23 protein-coding genes are annotated in these 22319 nt (G+C 54.3%); 12 read left to right on the forward strand and 11 right to left on the reverse strand.

The window, feature by feature from the left end:
* Positions 1-7: 7 nt before the first annotated feature.
* Positions 8-1204 (reverse strand): tetratricopeptide repeat protein, encoded by a 1197-nt coding sequence (locus tag L6439_RS12785; RefSeq protein WP_213471364.1) that lies wholly within the window; start codon positions 1202-1204, stop codon positions 8-10.
* Between the two features lie 312 nt (positions 1205-1516).
* On the opposite strand from L6439_RS12785, the gene L6439_RS12790 reads away from it, so the two are divergent.
* The 4 genes from L6439_RS12790 to L6439_RS12805 all read left to right on the forward strand — a co-directional run bounded on the left by L6439_RS12790 (position 1517) and on the right by L6439_RS12805 (position 4475).
* On the forward strand, positions 1517-2227 hold the full coding sequence (locus tag L6439_RS12790) for a class I SAM-dependent methyltransferase (protein WP_237096915.1): 711 nt from the start codon (positions 1517-1519) through the stop codon (positions 2225-2227).
* Between the two features lie 17 nt (positions 2228-2244).
* Entirely contained in the window at positions 2245-3129 is an 885-nt protein-coding gene (locus tag L6439_RS12795) for an aminoglycoside 3'-phosphotransferase (protein ID WP_213471362.1), read from the forward strand.
* Positions 3101-3718, forward strand: a complete 618-nt coding sequence (locus L6439_RS12800) for a DNA-3-methyladenine glycosylase family protein (RefSeq protein WP_213471361.1) — start codon at positions 3101-3103, stop codon at positions 3716-3718. The genes L6439_RS12795 and L6439_RS12800 overlap by 29 nt, the downstream gene beginning before the upstream one ends.
* 73 nt (positions 3719-3791) lie before the next feature.
* Positions 3792-4475 (forward strand): DNA alkylation repair protein, encoded by a 684-nt coding sequence (locus tag L6439_RS12805; protein WP_213471360.1) that lies wholly within the window; start codon positions 3792-3794, stop codon positions 4473-4475.
* A 184-nt stretch (positions 4476-4659) separates the two neighbouring features.
* Here the strand turns inward: L6439_RS12805 and L6439_RS12810 are convergent, their stop codons facing one another.
* The 4 genes from L6439_RS12810 to L6439_RS12825 are packed head-to-tail and all read right to left on the reverse strand — an operon-like array spanning position 4660 to position 7322.
* On the reverse strand, positions 4660-5478 hold the full coding sequence (locus L6439_RS12810) for an SPL family radical SAM protein (protein ID WP_168179056.1): 819 nt from the start codon (positions 5476-5478) through the stop codon (positions 4660-4662).
* A 12-nt stretch (positions 5479-5490) separates the two neighbouring features.
* On the reverse strand, positions 5491-6207 hold the full coding sequence (locus L6439_RS12815) for a 2OG-Fe(II) oxygenase (RefSeq protein WP_213471359.1): 717 nt from the start codon (positions 6205-6207) through the stop codon (positions 5491-5493).
* A complete protein-coding gene (locus L6439_RS12820; protein WP_168179054.1) occupies positions 6200-6748 on the reverse strand; it encodes a methylated-DNA--[protein]-cysteine S-methyltransferase in 549 nt (182 codons plus the stop codon). Before L6439_RS12820 ends, L6439_RS12815 begins: the two co-directional genes overlap by 8 nt.
* On the reverse strand, positions 6729-7322 hold the full coding sequence (locus L6439_RS12825) for a bifunctional transcriptional activator/DNA repair enzyme AdaA (protein ID WP_168179053.1): 594 nt from the start codon (positions 7320-7322) through the stop codon (positions 6729-6731). Before L6439_RS12825 ends, L6439_RS12820 begins: the two co-directional genes overlap by 20 nt.
* Before the next feature lie 1852 nt (positions 7323-9174).
* Between L6439_RS12825 and L6439_RS12830 the strand changes: the two genes are divergently transcribed.
* From L6439_RS12830 to L6439_RS12845, 4 genes are all read left to right on the forward strand, one after another.
* A complete protein-coding gene (locus tag L6439_RS12830) occupies positions 9175-9378 on the forward strand; it encodes a hypothetical protein (RefSeq protein ID WP_213471358.1) in 204 nt (67 codons plus the stop codon).
* A gap of 118 nt (positions 9379-9496) precedes the next feature.
* On the forward strand, positions 9497-9880 hold the full coding sequence (locus L6439_RS12835; protein WP_168179052.1) for a hypothetical protein: 384 nt from the start codon (positions 9497-9499) through the stop codon (positions 9878-9880).
* 172 nt (positions 9881-10052) lie between these two features.
* Positions 10053-10490: a MarR family winged helix-turn-helix transcriptional regulator gene (locus L6439_RS12840; protein ID WP_168179051.1), complete on the forward strand. Its 438-nt coding sequence runs from the start codon at positions 10053-10055 to the stop codon at positions 10488-10490.
* A 59-nt stretch (positions 10491-10549) separates the two neighbouring features.
* Entirely contained in the window at positions 10550-12838 is a 2289-nt protein-coding gene (locus L6439_RS12845) for an ATP-binding cassette domain-containing protein (RefSeq protein ID WP_213471357.1), read from the forward strand.
* Positions 12839-12893: 55 nt separating this feature from the next.
* Here the strand turns inward: L6439_RS12845 and L6439_RS12850 are convergent, their stop codons facing one another.
* A complete protein-coding gene (locus L6439_RS12850) occupies positions 12894-13067 on the reverse strand; it encodes a DUF3918 family protein (RefSeq protein ID WP_168179049.1) in 174 nt (57 codons plus the stop codon).
* Positions 13068-13283: 216 nt separating this feature from the next.
* On the opposite strand from L6439_RS12850, the gene L6439_RS12855 reads away from it, so the two are divergent.
* Both L6439_RS12855 and L6439_RS12860 read left to right on the forward strand, forming a co-directional pair.
* The gene (locus L6439_RS12855) at positions 13284-14522 is read left to right on the forward strand and encodes a TolB-like translocation protein (protein ID WP_168179048.1); all 1239 of its coding nucleotides are present in this window, start codon (positions 13284-13286) and stop codon (positions 14520-14522) included.
* 332 nt (positions 14523-14854) lie between these two features.
* Complete coding sequence (locus L6439_RS12860) at positions 14855-15397, forward strand: GNAT family N-acetyltransferase (protein WP_168179047.1); 543 nt, start codon at positions 14855-14857, stop codon at positions 15395-15397.
* 290 nt (positions 15398-15687) lie between these two features.
* Here the strand turns inward: L6439_RS12860 and L6439_RS12865 are convergent, their stop codons facing one another.
* Together L6439_RS12865 and L6439_RS12870 are read right to left on the reverse strand one after the other, a co-directional pair.
* Positions 15688-16623 carry an IS3 family transposase gene (locus L6439_RS12865; protein ID WP_213471791.1) on the reverse strand — a complete coding sequence of 312 codons (936 nt, stop codon included), beginning with the start codon at positions 16621-16623 and terminating at the stop codon, positions 15688-15690.
* Complete coding sequence (locus tag L6439_RS12870) at positions 16620-16940, reverse strand: transposase (protein WP_172879205.1); 321 nt, start codon at positions 16938-16940, stop codon at positions 16620-16622. Before L6439_RS12870 ends, L6439_RS12865 begins: the two co-directional genes overlap by 4 nt.
* A 635-nt stretch (positions 16941-17575) precedes the next feature.
* Between L6439_RS12870 and L6439_RS12875 the strand changes: the two genes are divergently transcribed.
* On the forward strand, positions 17576-18526 hold the full coding sequence (locus tag L6439_RS12875) for a LacI family DNA-binding transcriptional regulator (RefSeq protein ID WP_168180530.1): 951 nt from the start codon (positions 17576-17578) through the stop codon (positions 18524-18526).
* Between the two features lie 80 nt (positions 18527-18606).
* On the forward strand, positions 18607-19218 hold the full coding sequence (locus L6439_RS12880; RefSeq protein ID WP_213469439.1) for an HAD family hydrolase: 612 nt from the start codon (positions 18607-18609) through the stop codon (positions 19216-19218).
* 184 nt (positions 19219-19402) lie between these two features.
* Here the strand turns inward: L6439_RS12880 and L6439_RS12885 are convergent, their stop codons facing one another.
* From L6439_RS12885 to L6439_RS12895, 3 genes are read right to left on the reverse strand one after another with little or no spacing between them, the layout of a single operon-like run.
* On the reverse strand, positions 19403-20443 hold the full coding sequence (locus tag L6439_RS12885) for a polysaccharide pyruvyl transferase family protein (RefSeq protein WP_168180532.1): 1041 nt from the start codon (positions 20441-20443) through the stop codon (positions 19403-19405).
* An 18-nt stretch (positions 20444-20461) separates the two neighbouring features.
* Complete coding sequence (locus tag L6439_RS12890) at positions 20462-21595, reverse strand: glycosyltransferase family 4 protein (RefSeq protein ID WP_213469438.1); 1134 nt, start codon at positions 21593-21595, stop codon at positions 20462-20464.
* Positions 21585-22307 carry a glycosyltransferase family 2 protein gene (locus L6439_RS12895; RefSeq protein ID WP_213469437.1) on the reverse strand — a complete coding sequence of 241 codons (723 nt, stop codon included), beginning with the start codon at positions 22305-22307 and terminating at the stop codon, positions 21585-21587. Before L6439_RS12895 ends, L6439_RS12890 begins: the two co-directional genes overlap by 11 nt.
* Positions 22308-22319: the final 12 nt, after the last annotated feature.

Genomic DNA, 22319 nt, shown 5'->3' on the forward strand with positions numbered 1-22319 from the left:
TAAACCTCTATGCTTTCCGTCTTGAAAACAAATGCGCGATAAGATAAAAAGGCATGACAAGCAAAAACAGCAAAATCCAATACGGATACTGGATCAAGCAGCGAACCAACCATCTGCGAAGCGGAGTGAGGTACAGCTTGGCGCGGTTCAATTGGGATATCGTATCCAGCCAGGATTGGATATGGACATTGCCCGGGTGCAGGGCGTCCAGCTTGCGGAAATGCCGCCGGGCGGACAAGTACTGCTTGTCGTCATGCAGCAGCTTCCCATAGGTGACCTGCATCTCCAAGTCCGCGGGTTCCAGCTTTAAATAGGTTTTGAGTTCCTTCAACGGCCGCTCGGCCCCGTAGTCCAATTTGATCCGGGCGGCCTGCCGCCAATGATCAGCTTCTGCAGGATGTATCCGGCAGACGGCCTTCCAATATTGTTTTTTGGCGTTATAATACTGCTTGGCATTTTGACGGTAGGCATCGAGCGTCTGTTCCACCGCAAGGGCCTCCGGGCAATGAGGATCAAGCATCAGCGCCAATTCGCAATGGGACTGGGCCGAGTTCACATCGCCATGCATCACGTAAGAGCGAGCAAGGCGAGTATGGATGCCGGCATGGTCCGGATCGAAGACGACACCCTCCTTCAGGTGTTCGAATTCCTTTTCCGGCAAGCCTAACGCATCATAGCACAAGCCGATCAGATAATGGGATTCACTATCCGGTTCCCGTCGAAGCGCCTCATGCAGCGCTGCGATGGCCTTGTTCGCTTGGGACCCATATTCCGGGCGGAACTCGCATCCGAACCGCCGCAGAGCCCGATTGCGATCCAGGCCTTGGTACAATGCTCTTGCCAGCCATTTTCGATAATAAGCGGAGTCCGGGCTCAACTCGATGCATTGCTCGAAAACGGCCGCCGCTTGGCGGGAGTCTCCTCTCTCGAAATGAAGCATGCCCATGAGCTCCAAGCCCGCTTCCGCCTCTGGATGAGCGGCGAGCAGTTCACGCGCCGTATGCTCGGCTTCTTCGTACCGCTCCATGCGGAGGTAGCATAATGACATCAGATGCAATGCGCCTTCGTGCTGGGGAAAATAGCGCAGCATCCCGGCGGCGCTGGCGATCGCTTCCTCGTGTCTGCCCGCATTCGTCAAGTCATTCGTTTTCAAGTATAACTCTCTCTCCAGCTCCCACTCATCCCGTTCTATCGTGTCATTCATTGACCATCCTTCTCCTGTCGGCATCGATATGTATTCATCTTCGCCTGCTCTCACGGCCCGCGCGTCTAATAATCGGAACCGGCTGGGCAGCACCTGCATCTACATCTATCGGCAAAATATGCGGGGATACCTTCTTCCCGAATAAATTATGGAATGTCACTCGTTTTCCAGCGGCGAGATGTTGTGTGTATGGGCGTTAGCGGCCAGTTGGATCGCAAGATTCCGGTATTGATTTTTCCAGAAGGGATGGTAGACTTGATGTACTTTTGAAAAGGCAGGTATAAATCACGGCCCGGAGGTGTTCTTGTGCACATGAAACTGGAGGATCCAAGAAATCACCAGGAATGGCTTACGCCCCATACCTTTGCGTGGTACGCCCAAATCGCGGCCTTATCCGGCGCCTATGCATACTCGTGGAAGTCGACGATTGCGGAGCCGAATGCCGAGACGCGGTTCGAGCAGGAAGTAAGGGAAATGATCCGCGATCGCATCGTGCTCGACGTAGGCTGCGGCCATGGGGAATTTACAGTGCAATGGTCTCCGATCGTGAAGCGAATCACCGGCTTGGATGTGACGAGCGGCTTCATCCCGGACGGGGAGTTCGACTGCGCCTACAACCGCAGAGGACCGACCTCATGCTATCCGCATATGGCCCGGGTCTTGAAGCCCGGCGGGCGCCTTCTCGCGCTCCATCCGGGCGATCGGCTGTCGCGGGAACTGCCGCGCTTGTTTCCCGGATTTTTCGAGCCTGCGCCGGACGGAACGCCTATATTGGATCGCCTTGCGCAGCGACTGGAACAGGGAGGTCTGAAGCAGGTTGAGATCGAGACCGTGACCAGCGTGCAATATTTGCATGATCCGATGGATGTGATCCGCATCCGCTGCTTCGGACAATCGCCCGTGCTCATCGGGAAGGTGATTGATGAGTCTCTGCCCGCCATCGAAGAGATATTCCGTCGACATGCCACGGCTCAAGGCTTGCCGGCGACGTATGAACATTACCTGGTACGGGCTGTCAGCTAACGGTGGAGGGGATAGAGATGAGCAGAGACACGATGGCCAGGCTTGCGTCTTATCCGGAAGCGGTGCAGGCGTATTGCCAGGGAGCGGCGGCAACGGTCGTGAAGGACAAGCCCCGCTCCGTCGTATATCGAATGGATCGCGCGGACGATTCATTTTTTGTGAAGGTGACTGCCTCGGGGCAGATGGAGAAGGAAGCGCGGATGACGGCGCATCTCTCGAGCCTCGGCGCGTGTCCGAACGTCAGAATGTATTTTAGCGATGCTTCCCGGGATTATCTCATCACCGATCGGATCATGGGCACGGACGCGGCCAGCTCCGAATATTTGGCGGAGCCATCCCGATTGTGCGATATCTTTGCCGGCAGCTTGTCCTATTTCCATGAGCTTCCCGGGGCGGACTGTCCCTGCATGAACGGATTGGAGGAGATGGTCAGCCGGGCGGAGGAGAACTATCGAAGCGGCAAGGCGGAGCTGAGCTTGCTCCGTTACATGGGCTATGCCGGCGCCGATGCCGCTTATCAGGATATGCTGGCCCTATACGGCGCGGTATCCGGCAGCGGAGAACGGACGCTCATTCATGGCGATTATTGCCTGCCGAATCTGATGCTGCATCAATTCGAGCGGAGCGGGTACATCGATGTAGGTTATGCCGGATTGGGCGATCCGCATTATGATCTGTTCTGGTCGCTGTGGTCGCTGCAATTCAATCTGGGGAGCGACCGCTATGCGGAGCGCTTCATCGAGGCCTATGGAAGAGAACGGGTGGACGAAGAGCGGCTGCGGCTGTGCGGGCTTGTCTCCGTGTTCAACGGCTTCCGCGGGCAAGATTACTATGAACGGCAAGCTCAGAAGCCGGACGGAGGAGGGGAGCGGATTGGGGAACGTCGCGACGAAGTATTTTGACTATGGGGAACGGGAAATCAATTACCTGCGAAGCGCCGATGCGGCGCTTGGGGCTGCGATGGCCCGGCTCGGCAGGGTGGAGCGGGTCATTATCCCCGATCCGTTCGCCGCGCTCGTCCACGCCATCGTGGGACAACTGGTCTCCGTGAAGGCGGCCAACACGGTCTGGGAACGGATGCAGGATCGGCTGGGGGAGATCTCTCCCCGGAATCTGGCAGCGCAGCCGGTTGAACGGATTCAGGGCTGCGGCATGCCGCTGACGAAGGCGGAGCGCATTCGGGAGATTGCCCGGATGGCAGCCACTGGCGCGTTCGATCTGCAGGAGCTGCGGCGCTTGCCCGATGCGGAGGCGGCCGCTCGCTTAATGACGCTGCCCGGAGTCGGGAAATGGACGGCCGAGATGCTGCTCCTCCATGCTTTGGAGCGGCCGGACATCGTAAGCTGGGGCGACATCGCCATTCGCCGGGGCATGATGGCCCTGTATGGGCTTGATGCGATCACCAAGGCGCAGTTCGATCGGTATCGGCAGGCGTATTCGCCATATGGCTCGGTCGCTTCCATTTATTTGTGGGTTCTGGCTTATGAATAAGCGGTGGCTGATGTCCGGGCGGCGGTCAGGACCGTTTCGGACGGTATGAAATTCAAGCGGGAGGAGATTGGAGATGGAGACTGCGATTCGGGCACGGATTATGGCGCTGGCGGAGGAGAAATACCGGCAATTTTCCGCTTCCTTGATTCCGAATATTGACAATGTCGTCGGGGTGCGGCTGCCTGAGCTGCGCAAGCTCGCCCGGAGCATTGCGAAGGGCGACTGGCGGACTTATTTGGCGCAGGCGAATAGCGATTATTTCGAGGAAGTGATGCTGCAGGGCATGGTTATTGGCTGCGCCAAGGCGGATGTGGAGGAGATCCTTGGGCACGTCGCCGCGTTCGTGCCCAAAATCGATAACTGGTCCGTATGCGACAGCTTTTGCTCGGGGCTAAAAATCGCATCCCTGCATAAAGAGCGGGTCTGGGAATTCGTCCAGCCTTATCTCGAATCGGACATGGAATATGAGATTCGCTTCGGCGTCGTGATGCTCCTGAATTATTATGCCGATGAGCCTTATATTCACCGCGTGCTGGAGCGGCTGGACCGGATTAAGCATGAGGGCTACTATGTCAAGATGGCGGTAGCCTGGGCGGTGTCCATCTGTTTCGTGAGGCTGCCGGACATTACAATGGACTATTTGCGAAGCAATACGCTAGATGACTTCACCTACAACAAAGCGCTGCAAAAGATTACGGAGTCATACCGCGTCGCTCCGGAGGCGAAAGCGCTGATTCGAAGCATGAAGCGAAAATAAGGAGCTGTTCAGCGATGCTCTATGCCGATAACCACCGGCGGTATGGCCGGGGCTTCGGCTTATCTTCGGCACGAAGCGAGAAGAAGCGGAGACATTCCGGCACGTTGCATAGTGTCCACACGGCCCTGCTTCTTATTTTTGCCCCGATCAATGTTTTCAGCTGAATGGGCTGACGCATAGAGTGTCAAGGCTCGAATCCCGCCTGGCTGATGAACAGCTCCTCCTCGGAGAAATACCGCCGCAGCCGATCATAGACGAGGCGATAGGCGGAGGGATGATACCATTCCTCTAGCCCCAGCTTCCGGTACAGCGCCTGCATGTTCAATTGGCGGGTTCTCTTGCCGCCGCTGCCGTCGCCCATAAAATAATCGTCGATGCACACCCGGTTCACGAGCGGGCGCAGCACGGCTCCGAACGCCTCGCTGCTCGGCAGCACCGGCGCGATCGTGGCCTGGGCCGGGACCCCTGCTTCCGCCAGCAGCTCGAGCGTCTTGAGCCGGGCCGGAATGGGCGGAGCTTGGGGCGAGAAGTGCTTGCGTATCTCTTCAAGATCCGTCTCCACCGTCATGCTGACGCGTACGGCATCGCCAAGCCTGACGAGCAGGTCGATATCTCTGCGTACGAGCGGACTGCGCGTCTGCACGAGCAGGAAGTCGGGCGGACGGTCGGCCATAATCTCCAGCAGCGACCGGGTAATGCGCTCCTCGTGCTCGATCGGCTGATACGGATCGGTGCTGGAAGACATGAAAATGGTCACCGGACCTTTCTCCTTCGCCCTCCGGTATTCCTTCCGGAACAACTCCGCCGCGTTCTGCTTGACATCGATCCAGCTTCCCCATTCTTCTTCGCGGAAGATCGACACCGGCATGCGGCGCACATAGCAGTAGGAGCAGCCGAACGCGCACCCTGTGTATGGATTAAGCGAATGGCTGTAGCCCGACAGAAATCCGGTGCCTTTATTAAGAATGGTCTTCGGCGATGTGTAAGTGCATTCCGGCTTCATGTCCGTCCTCCTTTACTTCGCATCATGGAAGATGATGCCCAGACTATATCTCGCGCCTTCCGTAACGGTGCTGACCCCATGCCGAACCGCGGTCCGGTAATAGCCGCGCACGCCTTGCACCGGGCGATGATTCGTCGGGAAGACGAGCCCTTCTCCTTGCGCCAGCGACAGGGCATGCCCCCGGCTCTGCGCCCGCGGCCGCTGCTCCACCAGCAGGAACTCGCCTCCCTTGTAATCTTCCCCCAGACGGTTCAGCGCAAATACAACCTGGAAGGGGAAGAACACATCGCCGTACATATCTTGGTGGAGGCAATTGTAGCCCCCCGCTTCGTATTTCAGGATAAGCGGGGTAGGGCGGGTCTGGCCGGCTTCGCGGCAGCGCTCCAGGAATAAGGCCAGCCGCTCCGGATAGGGCGAGCCGCCGCTGCCGAGCCGCTGCCGCCACACATTGGCAAGGCCGGCCAGCTCCGGGTACAGCCCTTCTCTGAGCTGCTGAAGCAGCGGCGGAAGCGGTGCATCATAATATTTATATTCCCCGATTCCGAAGCGGTATCTCGCCATGGAAATCGTCTTCCGGAAGTTCGCTTCCTCCGTATAGGTCCCGATAAGATGCTCGCAGGCTGCCGCATCGAGGACCGCAGGAAGCTTCGCATAGCCATGCTCGTCCAGCGAGAGCCGGACGGAGCTCCAATCTAGCTGTGCCATCCGTTGTGCCAGACGGTCAAGCATGCATCCGCCCTCCTGCCGACAAGACGTCCCGTTCCAGCCGCAGCAGCTTCGCTTTCATATCCAGGCCGCCGCGGTAGCCCGTCAGCGCTCCGTCCTTGCCGATGACGCGATGGCAAGGGACGGTGATGAGGACGGGATTGGCCCCGATGGCTGTTCCGACGGCCCGTACTGCCGACGGGCGCTGAAGCTGCTCGGCCAGCTCCGAATAGGACAGCGTCTGTCCATACGGGATGCCGCATAGTGCGCGCCAGACTGCCAACTGAAAAGGCGTGCCCTGCAAATCCAACGGCATGGCGAAGCTGCGCTTCTTGCCCTGCAAATAGCCGGCAAGCTCCGCCGCATACGGCTGAAGCTTCCCGTCATTCCGCTGCAGCATTCTGCCCGGCCAGCGGCGGCCCGCCCATTCGGCAATGGCATCGAGCGGTTGCCCCGGAGAGCCGACATAACAGAGCCCCGCGTCTGTCGCCGCAAGAATAAGATTCCACTCCCCGTACTCGACAACGGACCAATAAATCGGCAAATCAGCTTTCTTCTTTTCCATACTCGATATCCTCCTTCGCATCCGCCAGCTGCCGCTTCCGGTACTCTGCCGGAGTGCACCCGGCGGTCTGCTTGAACAATGTAATGAAGTAGGGGGGATTGGACACCCCGACGGACTGCCCGATCTCGGCGATTGCCAGCTTCGTGGATCGAAGCAGTTCCTTGGCTTGCCCAATCCGACGCCGCTGGACATATTCAACCGGCGTCATGCCCATGATCTTTTTGAAAATGCGGTGCAAATGATAAGGACTCCCGTGGCTGATCTCGGCCAGGCGGCGGAGCGTCAGCTTCTCCGCATAATTCCGGTCGATATAGGCGGTCACGATCGCAATCCATTCGTCATCCGGCAGCCGCTGTCCAGTCGGCTTGCAGCGCTTGCATGGGCGGTAGCCGGCGGACAACGCCGCTTCCGGACTGCGGAAGAAGCCGACATTCTCGCGTTTCGGCGGCCTGGACTTGCAGGAAGGGCGGCAAAATATGCCCGTCGATTTCACCGCGTACCAGAAATGGCCGTCATAAGCGCTGTTATTGCTGACGATGGCCTGCCACATTTCATCGGTTACAAGCTCCGGCATGGGCGCTCACCTCCATTCCTAGTATTAGTATATCCTTCGCCATAGTCGTTTGTACGGAAATACGAATAGAATAGCAAGATAACAAAATTATAGATATCAAAATTTTACTTCAGACCAGGCCCGGTATGGCAACGCCAGATCCCTCCGATTCAATAACGTTACCGGTCTGGGAATATCCTGTACTGTCATGTCGCTAGATCGGGGTGGAATGATGGACTAGACCAAGATATTAATTATCGAAAGTAAGGAAGCGAGGCCGATCTGATCTTTTACGGCCTGCATAAGGAAGGCTTCCAGGTGGCCGTGTCGGGCTCCGGCGAGGTGGGGCGAAGGAGGCCGAGCCGGTTCAAGCCGCCTTGCCGAAATCTGCTCCCGGCGGCGAGGCCAAAATCGTGCAGGTTTCGCTCCAAGAGCAAGGAATGACAACCCAGTAAGAGTATGCGGCCATACTGCAAGGCATAATCTGTTGAACGCGGCTGCACAGGGATTTATTTGCTTTCAGCACTCCAGCCCGGATGAAAGGGGGGAGCGACGGCAAAGCCGGGGTCGGCGCGAAGCAGACACTGCAAAAGTAACCAGATGCGGACGAGGATTTGCTGTCTGCAGAACATGACGATAGCTCAAACTGCCCGGCCCCTTTAAGACTCCCCGAGGGTCAGGAAGTCGTCTATGTTTGGTTGTCCTTTTTTCCAAACTCCCCATGGGTCAGGAAGTCGCCTATGTTTGCTTGTCCCTTTATCCAATCTCCCCGTGGGTCAGGAAGTCGTCTATGTTTGGTTCTCCTTTTATCCAAACTCCCCGCAGGTCAGGAAGTCGTCTATGTTTGGTTGTCCTTTTATCCAATCTCCCCGTGGGTCAGGAAGTCGCCTATGTTTGGTTGTCCCTTTATCCAATCTCCCCGTGGGTCAGGAAGTCGTCTATGTTTGCTTGTCCCTTTATCCAATCTCCCCGTGGGTCAGGAAGTCGTCTATGTTTGGTTCTCCTTTTATCCAAACTCCCCGTAGGTCAGGAAGTCGTCTATGTTTGGTTCTTCTTTATCCAAACTCCCCATGGGTCAGGAAATCGTATTGTTGAAACGATCTTCCAAAAGCTCAGGAAATCGACGATGCTCGGATTTCATCCTTCTTGAATAATGAGAAAGAACAGCTCTAAAAGAAGAGTATCTTAAACTGAGAACAAGGTGTCACGGATGGTCGGTGTTCTAGCAATAGGACCATTTCTAATTATCATTTGTTATCAACCTACATCAATAAACCTGACTCGTCGGGAAGTGCGGATAAATTACTGAGATGGAAGCTGCCTGACTTGTTGGGATAATGGTGCAAGAGAGCTGAGAGAGGGCGCTTCCTTACACGTTGGGATAATGGTGCAAGAGAGCTGAGAGAGGCGTTTCCTGACAAGTCGGGATAATGTTGCATTAGTTAAGAGAGGGCGCTTCCTTACACGTTGGGATAATGGTGCAAGAGCTAAGAGAGGGTGCTTCCTGACTTGTTGGGATAATGGTGCAAGAGAGCTGAGAGAGGGCGTTTCCTGACACGTTAGGATAATGGTGTAAGAGCTGAGAGAGGGCGTTTCCTGACACGTTAGGATAATGGTGTAAGAGCTGAGAGAGGCGTTTCCTGACAAGTCGGGATAATGTTGCATTAGTTAAGAGAGGGCGCTTCCTTACACGTTGGGATAATGGTGCAAGAGCTAAGAGAGGGTGCTTCCTGACTTGTTGGGATAATGTTGCAAGAGCTGAGAGAGGACGGCTCCTGATTTGATGGGAGAGTAGAGAAAAACGACGGAACAGGAGATCCCCTGACGTAGGGGGAGAGCGAAGTAAAGTGCTGAAATTGTAGGAAAGAGCTGAATGGAAGGCGGATATTATCGTGCTGGAGCGGCGGCCCGCCAGCAAATACGTCAGCAAAAAATTGCTGATGAAATCAATGGGAGGATCAAACTGGGCATTCCGGAATGGTCAATACGATGCAATATTATGGTCAAGAGCCAGCTAAATGGCGGGGTGTACGGGATGCTCCTATACTTTTCATATGGATTTCGTAATTCTATGTAAGCCTGCCTTACTGCTGACACTTTCCCCATGTAGTGTATGGATTGTGCCGCCGCCGTATGAAAAATACGGCGGGAAAACCAGGATTGCGGCAGCTATCACAATCAGGAGGAGATTTACTATGAAAAAAAGATTGACAGCAGGTATCGCATCGTTAGCTGTTCTAGCTATGGCCGGTTCGGCCTATGCGGCGGAAGTGCCGAGCAGCAGCATCGCCAGCAAAATGGTTAAGGCTTCTGCGGCAGAAGCGCATGGAAAGGTTGCGAATAACGGATTGCAGTCGCAGCTTCAAGTGATGCCCGCATCGTCTGCGCTCCGAGCAGAAGGCGTGTCCGGCGGTAAACTCAAGCGGCAGGTTATCGGCAAGAATATGGACCGGGATGGCGCCGAGATGGCAGTTAGCGTCAAAAGCTCGGAAGAGCTGGCGAAGGAAAAGGGCATGACCGTTAAGAAGTTGATTGCCCAGTTGAATCGGGAAGCGACGACAAGCAAGAGCGGTAAATGACGATGATGAAGAAGTAAGACTGACAAACCTCTGGCCTTGATTGTGCCGGAGCCTTTTTTTCATAGGAGGCATGGGATTGTCTGTTGCATTAGATATATTTTAAATAATTGCCTGAAGGAAACTATATTGCTATAATGAGAGCAGATCAACATCAATGAAATGAGGTAATCTCATGCAGCCTGAACAACCGGGAGCTCTGGAAAACGCGCTCTCTCATCTGCAATGCGTCTTGGTTGCGAGACGTGCGCGCATCAATCCGGAACAGCTTACATGGGCGCAGTACGATATCCTGGAGCTGCTCCGCATCCGCGGTCCGCTGATGCCTTCGGAGATCAGCGAGAGGCTGGGCATGTCGCGCCCGGCCATCTCCAAAGCGCTGCGAGTGTTGAAGGACCAGCAATTCATCGAACAGACGGCAGGCGAGCAGGATCGCCGCGAACAGACGACATCATTGACGGACGAGGGCAGAACGTTCCTGTCTATCGCCGCGCACAGCCGGCGCGAAGCCGCGGACATCGCCGCTTCCGTGCTTACGCCCGGGGAACAGGGCATCTTCGCGGAGCTGTGCCGGAAGGTAGCGGATGCTCTTGATGATGCTTCGTTAGAATAACCATATAGTTGCTCATAGGAAATTAATAGTTGTTATTTTTACAAAAGGCAGGAGATAGCATGACGTCAATAAGTCAAGGCCCCGACCATCGGCAAAATTGGATTCATGTAGCAGGCGCCAGGGAACATAATCTGAAAAATGTAACGGTGAGCATTCCGAAGAAGAAGATTACCGTGTTCACTGGCGTGTCCGGCTCCGGCAAATCTTCGCTCGTCTTTGACACGATCGCGGCGGAATCGCAGCGGCAGCTCAATGAGACGTTCACCAGCTTCGTGCGCCATCGTCTTCCGCATTACGGCCAGCCGGATGTCGACTCGCTCGACAATCTCTCGGTCGCGATCGTCGTTGATCAGAAACGCATCGGCGGCAACGCCAGGTCGACGGTCGGAACCGTGACCGACATTTATTCGTTGCTGCGATTGCTGTATTCCCGCATAGGGAAGCCCTTCGTCGGTTATTCCGACGTCTTCTCCTTCAACAACCCGCAAGGGATGTGCCCGAAATGCGAAGGCTTGGGGACCGTCGCCGCCATCCATATCAATCGCCTGCTCGATCGGAGCAAATCTTTGAATGAAGGCGCGATCCAATTCCCTACCTTCCGGCCCGGGGAGTGGCGCTGGAAACGCTACGTCTGCTCCGGGCTGTTCGACAATGACAAGAAACTCCGGGATTATACGGAGGAAGAGTGGGACACGCTCCTGTACAAGACGGATCTGAAAATCAAGGATCCGGGTCCCGGATGGCCGCCGACCTCCAAGTATGAAGGCATCATCCCGCGCTTCGAGAGGAGCTTCCTGGCCAAGGAACCGGAGGAGGGCAAGACGCGCTACAAGGAAGAGTTCGACCGCATTGTCACGCGGGGGCAGTGTCCGCTCTGCCATGGCGCCCGTCTTCAAGCGGACGTGTTAACGTGCACGATCAACGGCAAAAGCATCGCGGACTGCGCTGCGATGCAAGTGACCGATCTCTTGCCCTTCATGCGCGGGATCGCTGCGCCTGCCGCCGCCACTGTTGTCTCGGCTATCCTTGAAAGGCTGGAAAGCCTGATCGGCATCGGGCTGGGGTATCTCAGCCTCAACCGCGAGACCTCCACACTGTCCGGAGGGGAATCGCAGCGGGTCAAGATGGTGCGCCATCTCGGAAGCAGTCTGACGGACATCACTTATATTTTCGATGAACCGAGCATCGGCCTGCATCCCCGTGATGTCCATCGGCTGAATACGCTGATGAAGCAGCTTCGGGACAAGGGCAATACGGTGCTTGTCGTCGAGCATGACCCGGATGTGATCGCGATCGCGGACCACATCGTGGATATGGGGCCTGAAGCCGGATCCAATGGAGGCCGGATCGTATATGAAGGCGGCTTGGAGGGGCTGACCGCCTCCGGGACGCTCACCGGGCGGCATCTCGGACATCGGCCGCGGCTCAATCGGTCACCGCGGCAGCCGCAGGGCTGGCTCGCGATCGAGCGCGCTTCGCTGCATAATCTGAAGGATGTCAGCGTGAACATCCCGAAGGGCGTGCTGACCGCCGTAACCGGCGTCGCTGGCTCCGGGAAAAGCTCCCTTGTGAATGGGGTGCTCCCAGAATTTTATCCGGAAGCGGTCTTCATCGATCAAAGCGCGATTCGGGCCACGAAGCGCTCCAACCCGGCGACGTATACCGGAATCTTGGATCCGATCCGCAGTCTGTTCGCCAAGGCGAACCGGGTGAGCGCCTCGCTGTTCAGCTTCAATTCGGAGGGGGCTTGTCCGGAATGCAAGGGCCTTGGGAAAACCTATATTGACCTGGCCTTCATGGATCCGATAGTCAGCGTCTGCGAAGTATGCCAAGGACACAGGTTTACCGCGGACGTTTTGAAGCATACGCTGCAGGGCAAGCATATCGGAGACGTATTGGCGATGAACGTCGCGGAGGCCAAGGAATTTTTCAGGGATGAACAGATTCGGCCTGTCCTGGAGCGGTTGAGTGATGTCGGGCTGGACTATATTACGCTGGGACAGCCGCTGAGCACCTTATCCGGAGGGGAAGTACAGCGGATCAAGCTCGCAGCCGAGATGGAGAGCGGCGGTCAAATCTATGTATTTGACGAACCGACGACCGGATTGCATATGTCTGATGTCGCTCGGTTAATCGGGCTTCTGAATCGTCTCGTCGACAAAGGCAGCACAGTCATTGTTATCGAGCACAATATGGATGTCATCTGCCAAGCCGATTGGATCATTGATCTGGGGCCGGGGGCTGGACATGAAGGTGGACAGGTTATTTTTGAAGGCACGCCAGAGGGCCTGATTGATTGCCCGCACTCTGTCACGGGACAATACGTCCGGAAGCATGCTCGGATATAGCGGGGTTGCATGGAATAACAGCCAGACCCGAGAAGGAACTGGCTGTTATGTTGCGCTATCCGGTGCGAAGCTTTTTGCGGAGCTGCTTCAAGGGTTGGTTTCTTCTTCCGTTCATGCGCATGCGCTGCTGCGTCAATCCGACGGCCGCCGCGCCGACGCCAATCGCCAATAAAGACCAAAGCGTTTTTCGATTACTCCAATTTTTCAAAAAACCAAACATTCCGTTCATCCCGATCCCACCCCCTTAATGGACACTTGGATAATGGCATTCGCACACCGTTATTATTGTGCTCCGGCATCGGCGGCCGCATGCAAGGAAAGCTTTCCGTCTCCAACTGCTTACGGAATCCATGCCTTAGGAACCGCGGCTCGAGTTCTCATAATTTCGGCATAACGGGAAACTCTAGGTTCTAGAGGAATATCGGATGCGGCAGGAGGGGTTCCCATGAAAAAATGGTTGATGGCGCTCATCGTCTGTGCGTTATTCTGCTCATGTTGGCCGGCGGCCGTCCGGGCAGAGAACGCTGCGGAACGGAAAGCGGCCGCCGCTTTTATTCGCGGCAACGATCTGTGGATTGCGATCGGCCCTGAGGAGAAGCAGCTGACCCGCGGAGAATATATCCGCAGTCCGCGCTGGTCCCGCGACGGGAGCTGGCTTGCCTTCTCGAAGGGCAAGGAGGAGAAGGAAGTATGGCTTTATCATGCCGTCACGGGCAAGATGCGCGAGGCCGGGCAGGGGCATAACGCACAATGGTCGCCATCCGGCAACGTCTTGGCTTTCCAATCGCAGGAGGATCGTCGCACTCTGTACGTCCTTGATGCGGATAGCCAGCAGGGGCCGCGGCGAATCGCCGACCATGCCGGCAACTTTTCCTGGAAACCGGACGGCTCTATTCTCTACTCTGTGGAAGCCCGCCTGCTGCCGGACGGAAAATGGTCGGATATCGAATTATATACCGTGCGTCCGGACAAAGAGACTCGCAGCGAGTTCTTTTATACCATTAAAAGCCAATCCCGGGATTTCTTTGCCGTGACGACAAGCCGCTTCAAATGGTCGGCGGACGGGAAATGGATTGCGTTCCTCGCCGTTCCGACGGCGTCGATGTCGGCAGACGGCAATACTTTATGTTTGTTGTCCGCGGACGCGGGGACCTTCTTGAAGGCCGGGCAAATGCTGAATTATGAAGAGTGGTTCCAGTGGGGACCGCAAGGCAGCAGGCTCGCCTATATCGAAGGCTACGGTCGGGAAGCGACAAGCAACAAGCGGCTGACCGTATTAACCGGCCCGCCGTCGTTCCTGCCAAAATCATCTACGCCCGCAGGCTATGCCGATCGGGATCTTGCCTGGCTGGACGATGATATTCTGATCGCCGCCCGGTCGAAAGAAGCCGCCTGGTCCGGCGAACCTAGCGAGCGCCCGCTCCCTTCTCTGGTGCTCGTGAATCTTGAAGGAGGGCGGCAGGCAGCGCTGACTCGTCCGCCTCGGAACGCCGGAGATTTTTTTCCGGTCCTGCTGAAGGAGGCAAGGAGCCTCGCCTGGATTCGTACCGACCGAAGCAAGGCGCACGTGATGCTGGCTCAGCCGGATGGCAGACGGACGGGGCAGTGGATTCGCGGCCTGATGGTGCCGGAGGGGTATTACGACCACTGGAGTTGGGAAGAGGTCATTGATTATCGGAGATGAATAACGGCGGAAGGGGTTGTTGACTTGGTAACCAAGTTGACGGATTTCTTCCCGGGCCAAGCAACAGACAAGTCCAAGGTGATAATGTCCCGTAGCTTCCATAATAACTCTGGCTCCGTGCCTGTCCTTGCTTTAGTTCTGTGCATAATGTGCTGAGCCTCTCTAATCCTTGCTCGTTATGATACAACTGTTCTGCTTTCCCGTAGGGTTCATTTCGCCGTAAAAAAGCCGCAGATCTTATCTGACGGCTTTTATTGCTTGGAGGGTAGTAATCCATTTCATAATTGTTATATAATGGGCGACAAAACTTGTTTTTCGATGGGGGGAACATCATGATTTATAGTAAAGCAGAAAAAACAATAGAAACGGATAGATTGCTTCTGCGGCTATTTCAAGAGTCTGATGCAAAAGAGGTTAGCGAATTTTGCAACAATTATAATTTATACAAAAGCACTTTGAATTTACCCTATCCCTATTCTTTGGAATGCGCTCTTTCGTGGATTGCAAATCATGAGCAAAACTTTGAATTAGACCGAATGTACGAATTCGCCATAACGGACAAAAATAGCGGACAGTTATATGGCGCGATTGCTCTTTCAAATCATGATCAACATAAAAATGGTGAAGTCGCTTATTGGATAGGAGAAGAATATTGGGGAAAGGGATATGCGACAGAAGCAGCCAAAGCCGTGATAGAATTTGCTTTTAAAGAGAAGAATTATCATCGTGTTTATGCACGTTATTTTAAGTCGAATCCCGCATCTGGAAAGATTATGGAAAAGTGCGGGATGTTATACGAAGGCACTCTAAAAGATCATGTTTATAAAAACGGATCTTTTGAAGATTTGGTTTTTTATGGGATTATAAATCAGTGAAACGGGATCCAAGGAACCGCGTTGGATCCTGCGGGCTTCATTGCCTTCAGTAGGCATCGTTGCCTCCTCTGGCTTTAATATGTGGAGGGAATTGCTGCTATTTTACAGTAATTTCGGCGCAATGAATCGGCATCCGAGGAATTGCTGCAAATCTACATCATTATAGGCCCTTTTGCTTCAAGCCGAAGCGAAACGGGTGAAATTCCTGTAATTTCGGCTAGGCCCCCTATATCTGGAGTCATGTCCACCAAAAAAGATGCGTTCTTAGAATTGCTTCCTATTTCGCGTGGTTACACGGCCCGATGATATTTTGATCGGTCCTCCAGCGTCATGACCCACTTTGAGTATTCCGATGGTGACATGCTCTTTAGGCTACCATGCATTCTGCGGTTGTTGTAGAAATCCATGTAACGATCAAGTGCTTCATAGGCCTCTTCAAATGTCATAAATTCCGTCAGGCTGAACAGATCACGTTCGAGTAAGCTATGAAATGACTCAATGTAGGCATTCATATTCGGACTGCGTGGCGGGATGCGTTCATGGACGATCTCCAGACTCTCGCACGTATCACCAAACAACTTGCTGACAAACTGAGGCCCGTTGTCGGTGCGGACGGTGGGCAACTCATCGCCGGGATTCAGGCGTTCTTGTAGCGCCCGGCATAGTGTCTGTACGACGTGCTTGGCCTCACACACGGAACCCCGGTATTGTCCGACGACGACGCGGTCAAATACATCGATGATACTGAGCACGAAAAAGAAACGCTGGCGCCCAATCACGTACCCATATTTAATATCAATTTGCCATAGCTGGTTCACCCCGGTTACCGTCCGGTTTCTCGGTACTCTTCGAGGATGTTTGCTTGTTTTCTTCCGTTGTTTCTGAAGAATTCCTAACTCTTTGCAAATGCGGTACGCCTTTTTCTTGTTTAGAATCAATCCACGTTGTCTGCGGAGGCACAGCGCCAAATTCTTATACCCATAAATGTGCTCTTCTCCTTCCAGGAGTTCGAGCATCCATTCTTTAATCTGTTCATCTGAAACTTTCCGGCCCGTATTCGTAGAGGAAAATCCAGGCACAGGACGCCCTTTTAGAGCGCATGAAGCCTGTTCTTCGGTACTGGATGCCTCTCGTTTCTTCCGGCCATAGTACGTCGATTCGCGAACTTTCAGGATACGCAGAACTTTAGCTGCTGCATGCCCCCGCTTAATAAACGGTTCTGCTATTTCAAGTCTTTCAGATAAGCGGGGTTCTTCTTTTTTACGACTTCTCGTAGGATCTCGATCTCAAGCTCTTTTTCACCCAGGAGCTTTTTTGCCTGCTCGAACTTTGCCTCTACCTCTTGAAGTCGACGGAGTTCTTGCAGATGCTCGTCTGCTGCGGGTATCTCCTCTTGGCTAATTTCGTCACGGTGGTCTCTAACCCAAACACGTACCGTCTCCGGATGGACACCGTACATTCGGGCAAGTGTTCCCACCTTAATGCCGGCCATTGCTTCCTTTACAATTTGCAGGCGTTTTTCCTTGCTAAAGTGCTTTCCCATACTAGTTGTCCCCCTCTGATAACAGCTTATAATATTGGAGCCGGAAGCTCCAGTTTAATTAGGGGGCCTAGGAGATTTTGCAGGATTCCCTTTCTGGTAAACTCGTCCCTTATCGGATTGCTGTATTTACGCAGGATTTCGCTTACTGAATCGGCGTACGCGAGAAATCGTGCAGTTTAGCGGAGTTCGCTTACTGAATCGGCGTATGCGAGAAATCTCGTGCAATTTTGCGGAGTTCGCCTGCCGGATAGACGTGTCTAGGGAAATGGTGCAGTTTTCAGGCGGTTGGAAACCCCTTGTTTTTTACGAAAGGGCGGAGATTGGCACCCATAGCGTTGAGCCGGGATCCGCCACACACAAAATGAAGCGCCACAAAATCCCTTGGACTCTCTCAAGATGAATGAAGTTTTCCCTGCCTCAACCATTATTCGCCGCTCTTCCCGCCGCTTAAATGAAAAAAGGGAGAAGAAACACATCCCCGAAGCGGAAAAAAGGGATTCGGCGGTGAAAGTAGCGCCGTCGCTCCTCCCCGTTTCGCTCGCGGCATTTGCCCAGAGACGCATAATATCGGTATGATAGAAGGAGTCATACTTGATTCCTCACTAACGGGGCTCATATAAGGAGGATATGATCCTGTGCCGAATATCCACGATATCGCGAAGAAAGCCGGAGTATCGGTCTCCACCGTATCCAGAGTGATCAACAATTACAAATATGTGTCCGAAGAAAAGAGAAAAGCCGTGCAGCAGGTTATCGATGAATGGAGTTTCGCTCCCAACCGCAATGCCATAGGCTTGATTCGAGGGGAGACCCGAATGATCGGGGTCATTATGCCGTACAATAACAATCAGGCCTTCGATCAGTTGCTGCACGGGGCATTGAACCGTTCGCGGGAACTGGATTATTCCGTGGCCGTGCTGCCGACGAAATATGATAAGAGCAAAGAGCTGGAATATCTCTATATGCTGAAAAATAAATGGCTGGACGGCGTGATGATTACCTCCCGCGCGAATGATTGGGAGCAGATATTGCCATATGTCGAGTACGGATCGGTGATTGCTTGCGAATTCACCGAGCATCCCGAGATTGGCTGCGCTTATATCGATCGGTATGCCTCTTATGTAGACGCCTTTCAGTATTTGAAGGAGAAGGGGCATACCGCAACGGCCTTCACGATCGCGAGGGGAGAGGAGAGCAGGAGCACGCAGCAGACGTTCGCGGCGTATGAAAACGTATTCGGCAGCGTGCCGGACGATTACGTCATCTCGAATTGCTATTCGTTCGAGGATGGATACCGAGCGGCCGAGAAGCTGCTCAGCCTGGAGGACAGACCGACGGCCATATTCGCCAACGGGGACGAGGTGGCTGGCGGGATATACCGGTACGCGGTCTCGAACGGGCTGGCCATTCCGCATGATCTGGCGATTATGGGGCAGGAGAACCAGCCGGTCGGAGTAGCCCTCGACCTGTGCTCCATCGACCATCGTCTCGTGCAGGTCGGCGAGCAGGCCTTCGACCTGGCGGTGCGGCGTTCACGCGACAAGGTGAACATTCCTTACCGTATCCTTGCTCGATCTTCGGTATAAATTTTATTTCGAGGCTTGACTTGAAATCCATTTCATCCTGTACCATTGGTTGCGAATAAGAATAGGGGAGGATGAATGGGATGTATCAAGCTTTTCTCTTTGATCTGGACGGCACCATTATCGATTCGGAGCTTATCGGGCTCCATGCGCTGCAAGAGACGCTGGCCGAGCTCGGTCTCACGTATCATCTGGACGAGCTTCGCTTCTCGCTGGGGATTCCAAGCTACAAAACGATGGAAATGTTAAACGTGAAAGACATTCCAGCCGCCATAAAAAGATGTGCGGAGATAGAAAAACCGTATATGAGCAACGTGCCCATTTTCGAGGGGATGAAGGACGTCATTGCGAAGCTTCCGGCTTGCGGAATCGTAACGTCCAAGACGGCGGAAGAAATGAAGGACAGCTTCTATTTGCTCGGCATCGATCATTATTTTCAATCGGTTGTGTGCGCCAGTGATACGAGCAGGCACAAGCCCGATCCCGAACCGCTCGAATTGGGGCTGCGGCTTATGGATTGCGCAGCGGATAAAGCGATATATATCGGGGACTCCCCTTATGATATGAAGTGCGCGATGGCGGCGGGAGTCGATTTCGGACTTGCGCTGTGGGGGGCGAAATCGGCATCCGGATTCGAGGAGGCCCGGTATATTTTCGAGACGCCGCTCGATATTTTGAAGCTTCTGCACCGGTGAACGAATGGACGGCTGTTGCCACTGCCGGGCTGCGCCATAGGAAGCACGGCAGGAGGGAGGGGGTGTCCCCAAAGTCATGAAAGTGACAAGGGCCCCCCTTTACTCAAAAAGGCATGATGCACGAAGGCCATCCTTAAGCGGGATGGCTTCGTACGGGGCGGCTTCATTTTAGGCTAACAACCGGTTAAAATAGACGCTCCAAAAAAGGCTTCTCCAAGCTTGCTCTCGCTTCTTGCCGGTGAGTGCCGATCTGCTCGAGAATCGACTTCTTGTTCGCGAGCGCATAGGCGGCCGTGTCGCGTATCCGATCGGCGAGCTGCGCCGCGTCCGTGGAGATGGCCAATTGCGGAAGACCGATGGAATGGGCGAAATCGAACGATTTGAAACGGTACCCCAAGCAGACGAAAGGCACATTCGCCGCCGCGGACAGAACGTTGGCGTGAAGCTTGAAATTGATGGTCAGGGCAAACCGCTTTATCAGCTGCAAATATTTTTCATAGGAATGCACTCCCGCATCATATACGACATGGTCGGAAGCGCCGATCTTCGTGCACAGCCGCTTGCATGCCTCCCGATCCGGCCCCCATGCCGGATATACATATATCTTATAGCCTTCCTCGATCAGAAATTTGGCGGCGGAAGCTAGCTGATTCTCGACGTATGCTTCATCATTGCCATAAATCCGGTTGTAGGATGTGCCCCAATTGATGCCGATCCATCGTTCTGAGGTGTGTTCGTCATCCGGGTCGGATGCCGGCGGGGAGGCGAGCATGGCGGGATCGCCGCTCAGGTTTACCCGATCCATGGCGACGCCCATCTGCCGCATATATTCGAATGTCCACGGTCCGCGCACGCCGCAGTAGGCCGCATGATCGACAACTTCTTTCATTTTCAGGCAAAACCGTTCACTCTCCGGAGGGGTATTGGGACCGAAGCTGAACGCGTTCAAGCGATCATGGCCGCTGCCCCAGATGATTACGCGCTTTCCTTCCCGCACGGCATCATGCAGGATATCAAGATAGCCTGGGATTAGCAGGGATCCGCCTCCCATGACAATCGTGTCGTACTTCGTCACATCCTTGATGTCCACTCCGGGCACCGAGAGAATGACTTGGTATTCCTCCGGGCTCAAATGAAGCTTCGCCAGTTGTTCAAACATGGCTCGCATCCATTCGTCGCCCAAATTATTAAATCCAATCCATGCGAGATACAAGACTTTTTTCATGTTGATATCACACTCCCGTCATTGGGTTCGGGCTTGAACAGCCGTATAGATTTCATCCATGCGCGCAACGATTTTTTGGATATCAAAATGCTTTAATGTCCATCTTCGGCCTTGCGCTCCAATCTCCTTGAGAGCGTCCCGATCGGCCAATGCTTTTTTCAATGATTCGGCGATGGCCTCTTCCGTCGTCTTGCATTGAGAATCATGGTCGCCGAAATAATAGTCCCACGCTTGTCCATATACAGACGGCTCGACGAGACCGAAGAAGCCGTGATTGCCGATGGCCAGCACGGGCTTCCCGCAAGCCATTGCTTCAAGGGCAACGCGTCCGGTGCCGACGACGATATCCCCAAGCGCGAAATAGTCACGAATCTTCGTCTGATTCCCGGCCATATGGATAAAGGTTTGTCCGGTATGATCATGGACAGCATCGGCCATCTCGCAAATTTCTGAAAATTGAATGCCATCGCCGACCACGACCAGATGCAGGTTGGGCAGATCCGTGGCGCGCAGCCGTTCCGCCGCTTTAATTAACATCGTGCAGACGATGGCCTTGTCCCAGGCGAGCCGGCTTGCGTAGACGACAACGGTCGCATCATCCGGTATCCGAAGCGAGTTCCGCAGTGCATGAGAGGGCGCCGGGTAGAACTCCTCCGGGTCCACCCCGTTCGGAACCAGCAGGGAAGTGATTCCCAGATTATGCAAATAACGCTGTACAGGCTTGCTCACACTGATGATTGCGCCGCTGCATCGGGCAGTGCGGACAAGCTGCTCCTCGGGATAATAAGCCCCGTGAACCGTAAACACGACAGATATGCCCAATTCTTGAGCGGCCATGGCCGCGTACATTCCCGACGGGGTCTGATGGACATGGACGACATCGATCTTGCGGTAGCGCATGATCTGCTTCAAGGTGCGGTTCGTCTGCTGCAGCGAGCTATCCAGCATAAAGGCGCCCGCTGTTAAATCGACGGCATGAATCGGGCATGCCGCCTGCGCGAAGGAGTTGTACATTAAGCCGTTCGCTCCGCAGTATACCGGCTTCACTCCTATTGATTGCAGTCCCTTGACCAGACTGAGCACATGGGTTTCCGTTCCGCCGATGGCCAAGCTATCCAACACCATCAGCACGCGGTAGCCTTTATTTCTCATTGCGCTTCATCCGATCTTTTCCAAAGTATTTCCGGGAGCGCTGATTCGGATGGCTGCGGTAATAATACAGAACATCCGGTATATTGGCGATATTCAGGGGCTTTGCCTTCAGCGCCTTGGCAATAAATTCATAATCTTCCGCGCCTTCTATTCTCCTTGTATGCCCGCCGATCCGATCGAACAGCTTCCCGCGAAGCATGATGGTTCCATGGCATACGCAGTGGCCGCCGTTCGCATATACTTTGCGTATTTGTTCTCCGTACCGGATCCAGCCCGCTCTTGATCTCGGCTCCCACAGATTGTGATGGAACACCTCATAGTTGGTTCCCACCACCTCGATATCCGGGCGGCCCAACAAAAAGGACACTTGCCGCTCCAGACGTTCATGATGCGAAATATCATCCGAATCCTGGGCAGCGATATATTCACCCGCAGCCAAAAAGAAGCCGGTCGTCACCGCTCCGGCATAGCCGATATTGCGGGGCAGGGGCACCGTCATAAACGTGCGGTCGGCCAATTGTTCCCGATTGAGTTGCAGCCATTTCTCCACTTGCAGCAAAGAATCGTCTGTCGAGGCATCATCGACGAGAATGATTTCCCAGTTCGGGTAAGTTTGCCGCAGGATGCCATCCAAGCAATCTATCAAAAAATCCGCTTTGTTATAGTTTGTAATCACAATGCTTACAAGACCGGGTACTCTAGGGTAGGTCATCATGGTCACCGC

Source organism: Paenibacillus dendritiformis, assembly GCF_021654795.1.
Lineage (GTDB): Bacteria > Bacillota > Bacilli > Paenibacillales > Paenibacillaceae > Paenibacillus_B.

Excerpts from the sequence above, each read along its gene's own strand:
- L6439_RS12880 (WP_213469439.1), top strand. The coding sequence starts at position 18,607 with ATGTATCAAGCTTTTCTCTTTGATCTGGACGGCACCATTATCGATTCG.
- L6439_RS12810 (WP_168179056.1), bottom strand. The coding sequence starts at position 5,478 with ATGAAGCCGGAATGCACTTACACATCGCCGAAGACCATTCTTAATAAA.
- L6439_RS12815 (WP_213471359.1), bottom strand. The coding sequence starts at position 6,207 with ATGCTTGACCGTCTGGCACAACGGATGGCACAGCTAGATTGGAGCTCC.
- L6439_RS12830 (WP_213471358.1), top strand. The coding sequence starts at position 9,175 with ATGGAAGGCGGATATTATCGTGCTGGAGCGGCGGCCCGCCAGCAAATA.
- L6439_RS12805 (WP_213471360.1), top strand. The coding sequence starts at position 3,792 with ATGGAGACTGCGATTCGGGCACGGATTATGGCGCTGGCGGAGGAGAAA.
- L6439_RS12825 (WP_168179053.1), bottom strand. The coding sequence starts at position 7,322 with ATGCCGGAGCTTGTAACCGATGAAATGTGGCAGGCCATCGTCAGCAAT.
- L6439_RS12820 (WP_168179054.1), bottom strand. The coding sequence starts at position 6,748 with ATGGAAAAGAAGAAAGCTGATTTGCCGATTTATTGGTCCGTTGTCGAG.
- L6439_RS12845 (WP_213471357.1), top strand. The coding sequence starts at position 10,550 with ATGACGTCAATAAGTCAAGGCCCCGACCATCGGCAAAATTGGATTCAT.
- L6439_RS12840 (WP_168179051.1), top strand. The coding sequence starts at position 10,053 with ATGCAGCCTGAACAACCGGGAGCTCTGGAAAACGCGCTCTCTCATCTG.
- L6439_RS12850 (WP_168179049.1), bottom strand. The coding sequence starts at position 13,067 with ATGAACGGAATGTTTGGTTTTTTGAAAAATTGGAGTAATCGAAAAACG.
- L6439_RS12870 (WP_172879205.1), bottom strand. The coding sequence starts at position 16,940 with ATGGGAAAGCACTTTAGCAAGGAAAAACGCCTGCAAATTGTAAAGGAA.
- L6439_RS12835 (WP_168179052.1), top strand. The coding sequence starts at position 9,497 with ATGAAAAAAAGATTGACAGCAGGTATCGCATCGTTAGCTGTTCTAGCT.
- L6439_RS12895 (WP_213469437.1), bottom strand. The coding sequence starts at position 22,307 with ATGACCTACCCTAGAGTACCCGGTCTTGTAAGCATTGTGATTACAAAC.
- L6439_RS12785 (WP_213471364.1), bottom strand. The coding sequence starts at position 1,204 with ATGAATGACACGATAGAACGGGATGAGTGGGAGCTGGAGAGAGAGTTA.
- L6439_RS12890 (WP_213469438.1), bottom strand. The coding sequence starts at position 21,595 with ATGAGAAATAAAGGCTACCGCGTGCTGATGGTGTTGGATAGCTTGGCC.
- L6439_RS12855 (WP_168179048.1), top strand. The coding sequence starts at position 13,284 with ATGAAAAAATGGTTGATGGCGCTCATCGTCTGTGCGTTATTCTGCTCA.
- L6439_RS12860 (WP_168179047.1), top strand. The coding sequence starts at position 14,855 with ATGATTTATAGTAAAGCAGAAAAAACAATAGAAACGGATAGATTGCTT.
- L6439_RS12790 (WP_237096915.1), top strand. The coding sequence starts at position 1,517 with ATGAAACTGGAGGATCCAAGAAATCACCAGGAATGGCTTACGCCCCAT.
- L6439_RS12795 (WP_213471362.1), top strand. The coding sequence starts at position 2,245 with ATGAGCAGAGACACGATGGCCAGGCTTGCGTCTTATCCGGAAGCGGTG.
- L6439_RS12885 (WP_168180532.1), bottom strand. The coding sequence starts at position 20,443 with ATGAAAAAAGTCTTGTATCTCGCATGGATTGGATTTAATAATTTGGGC.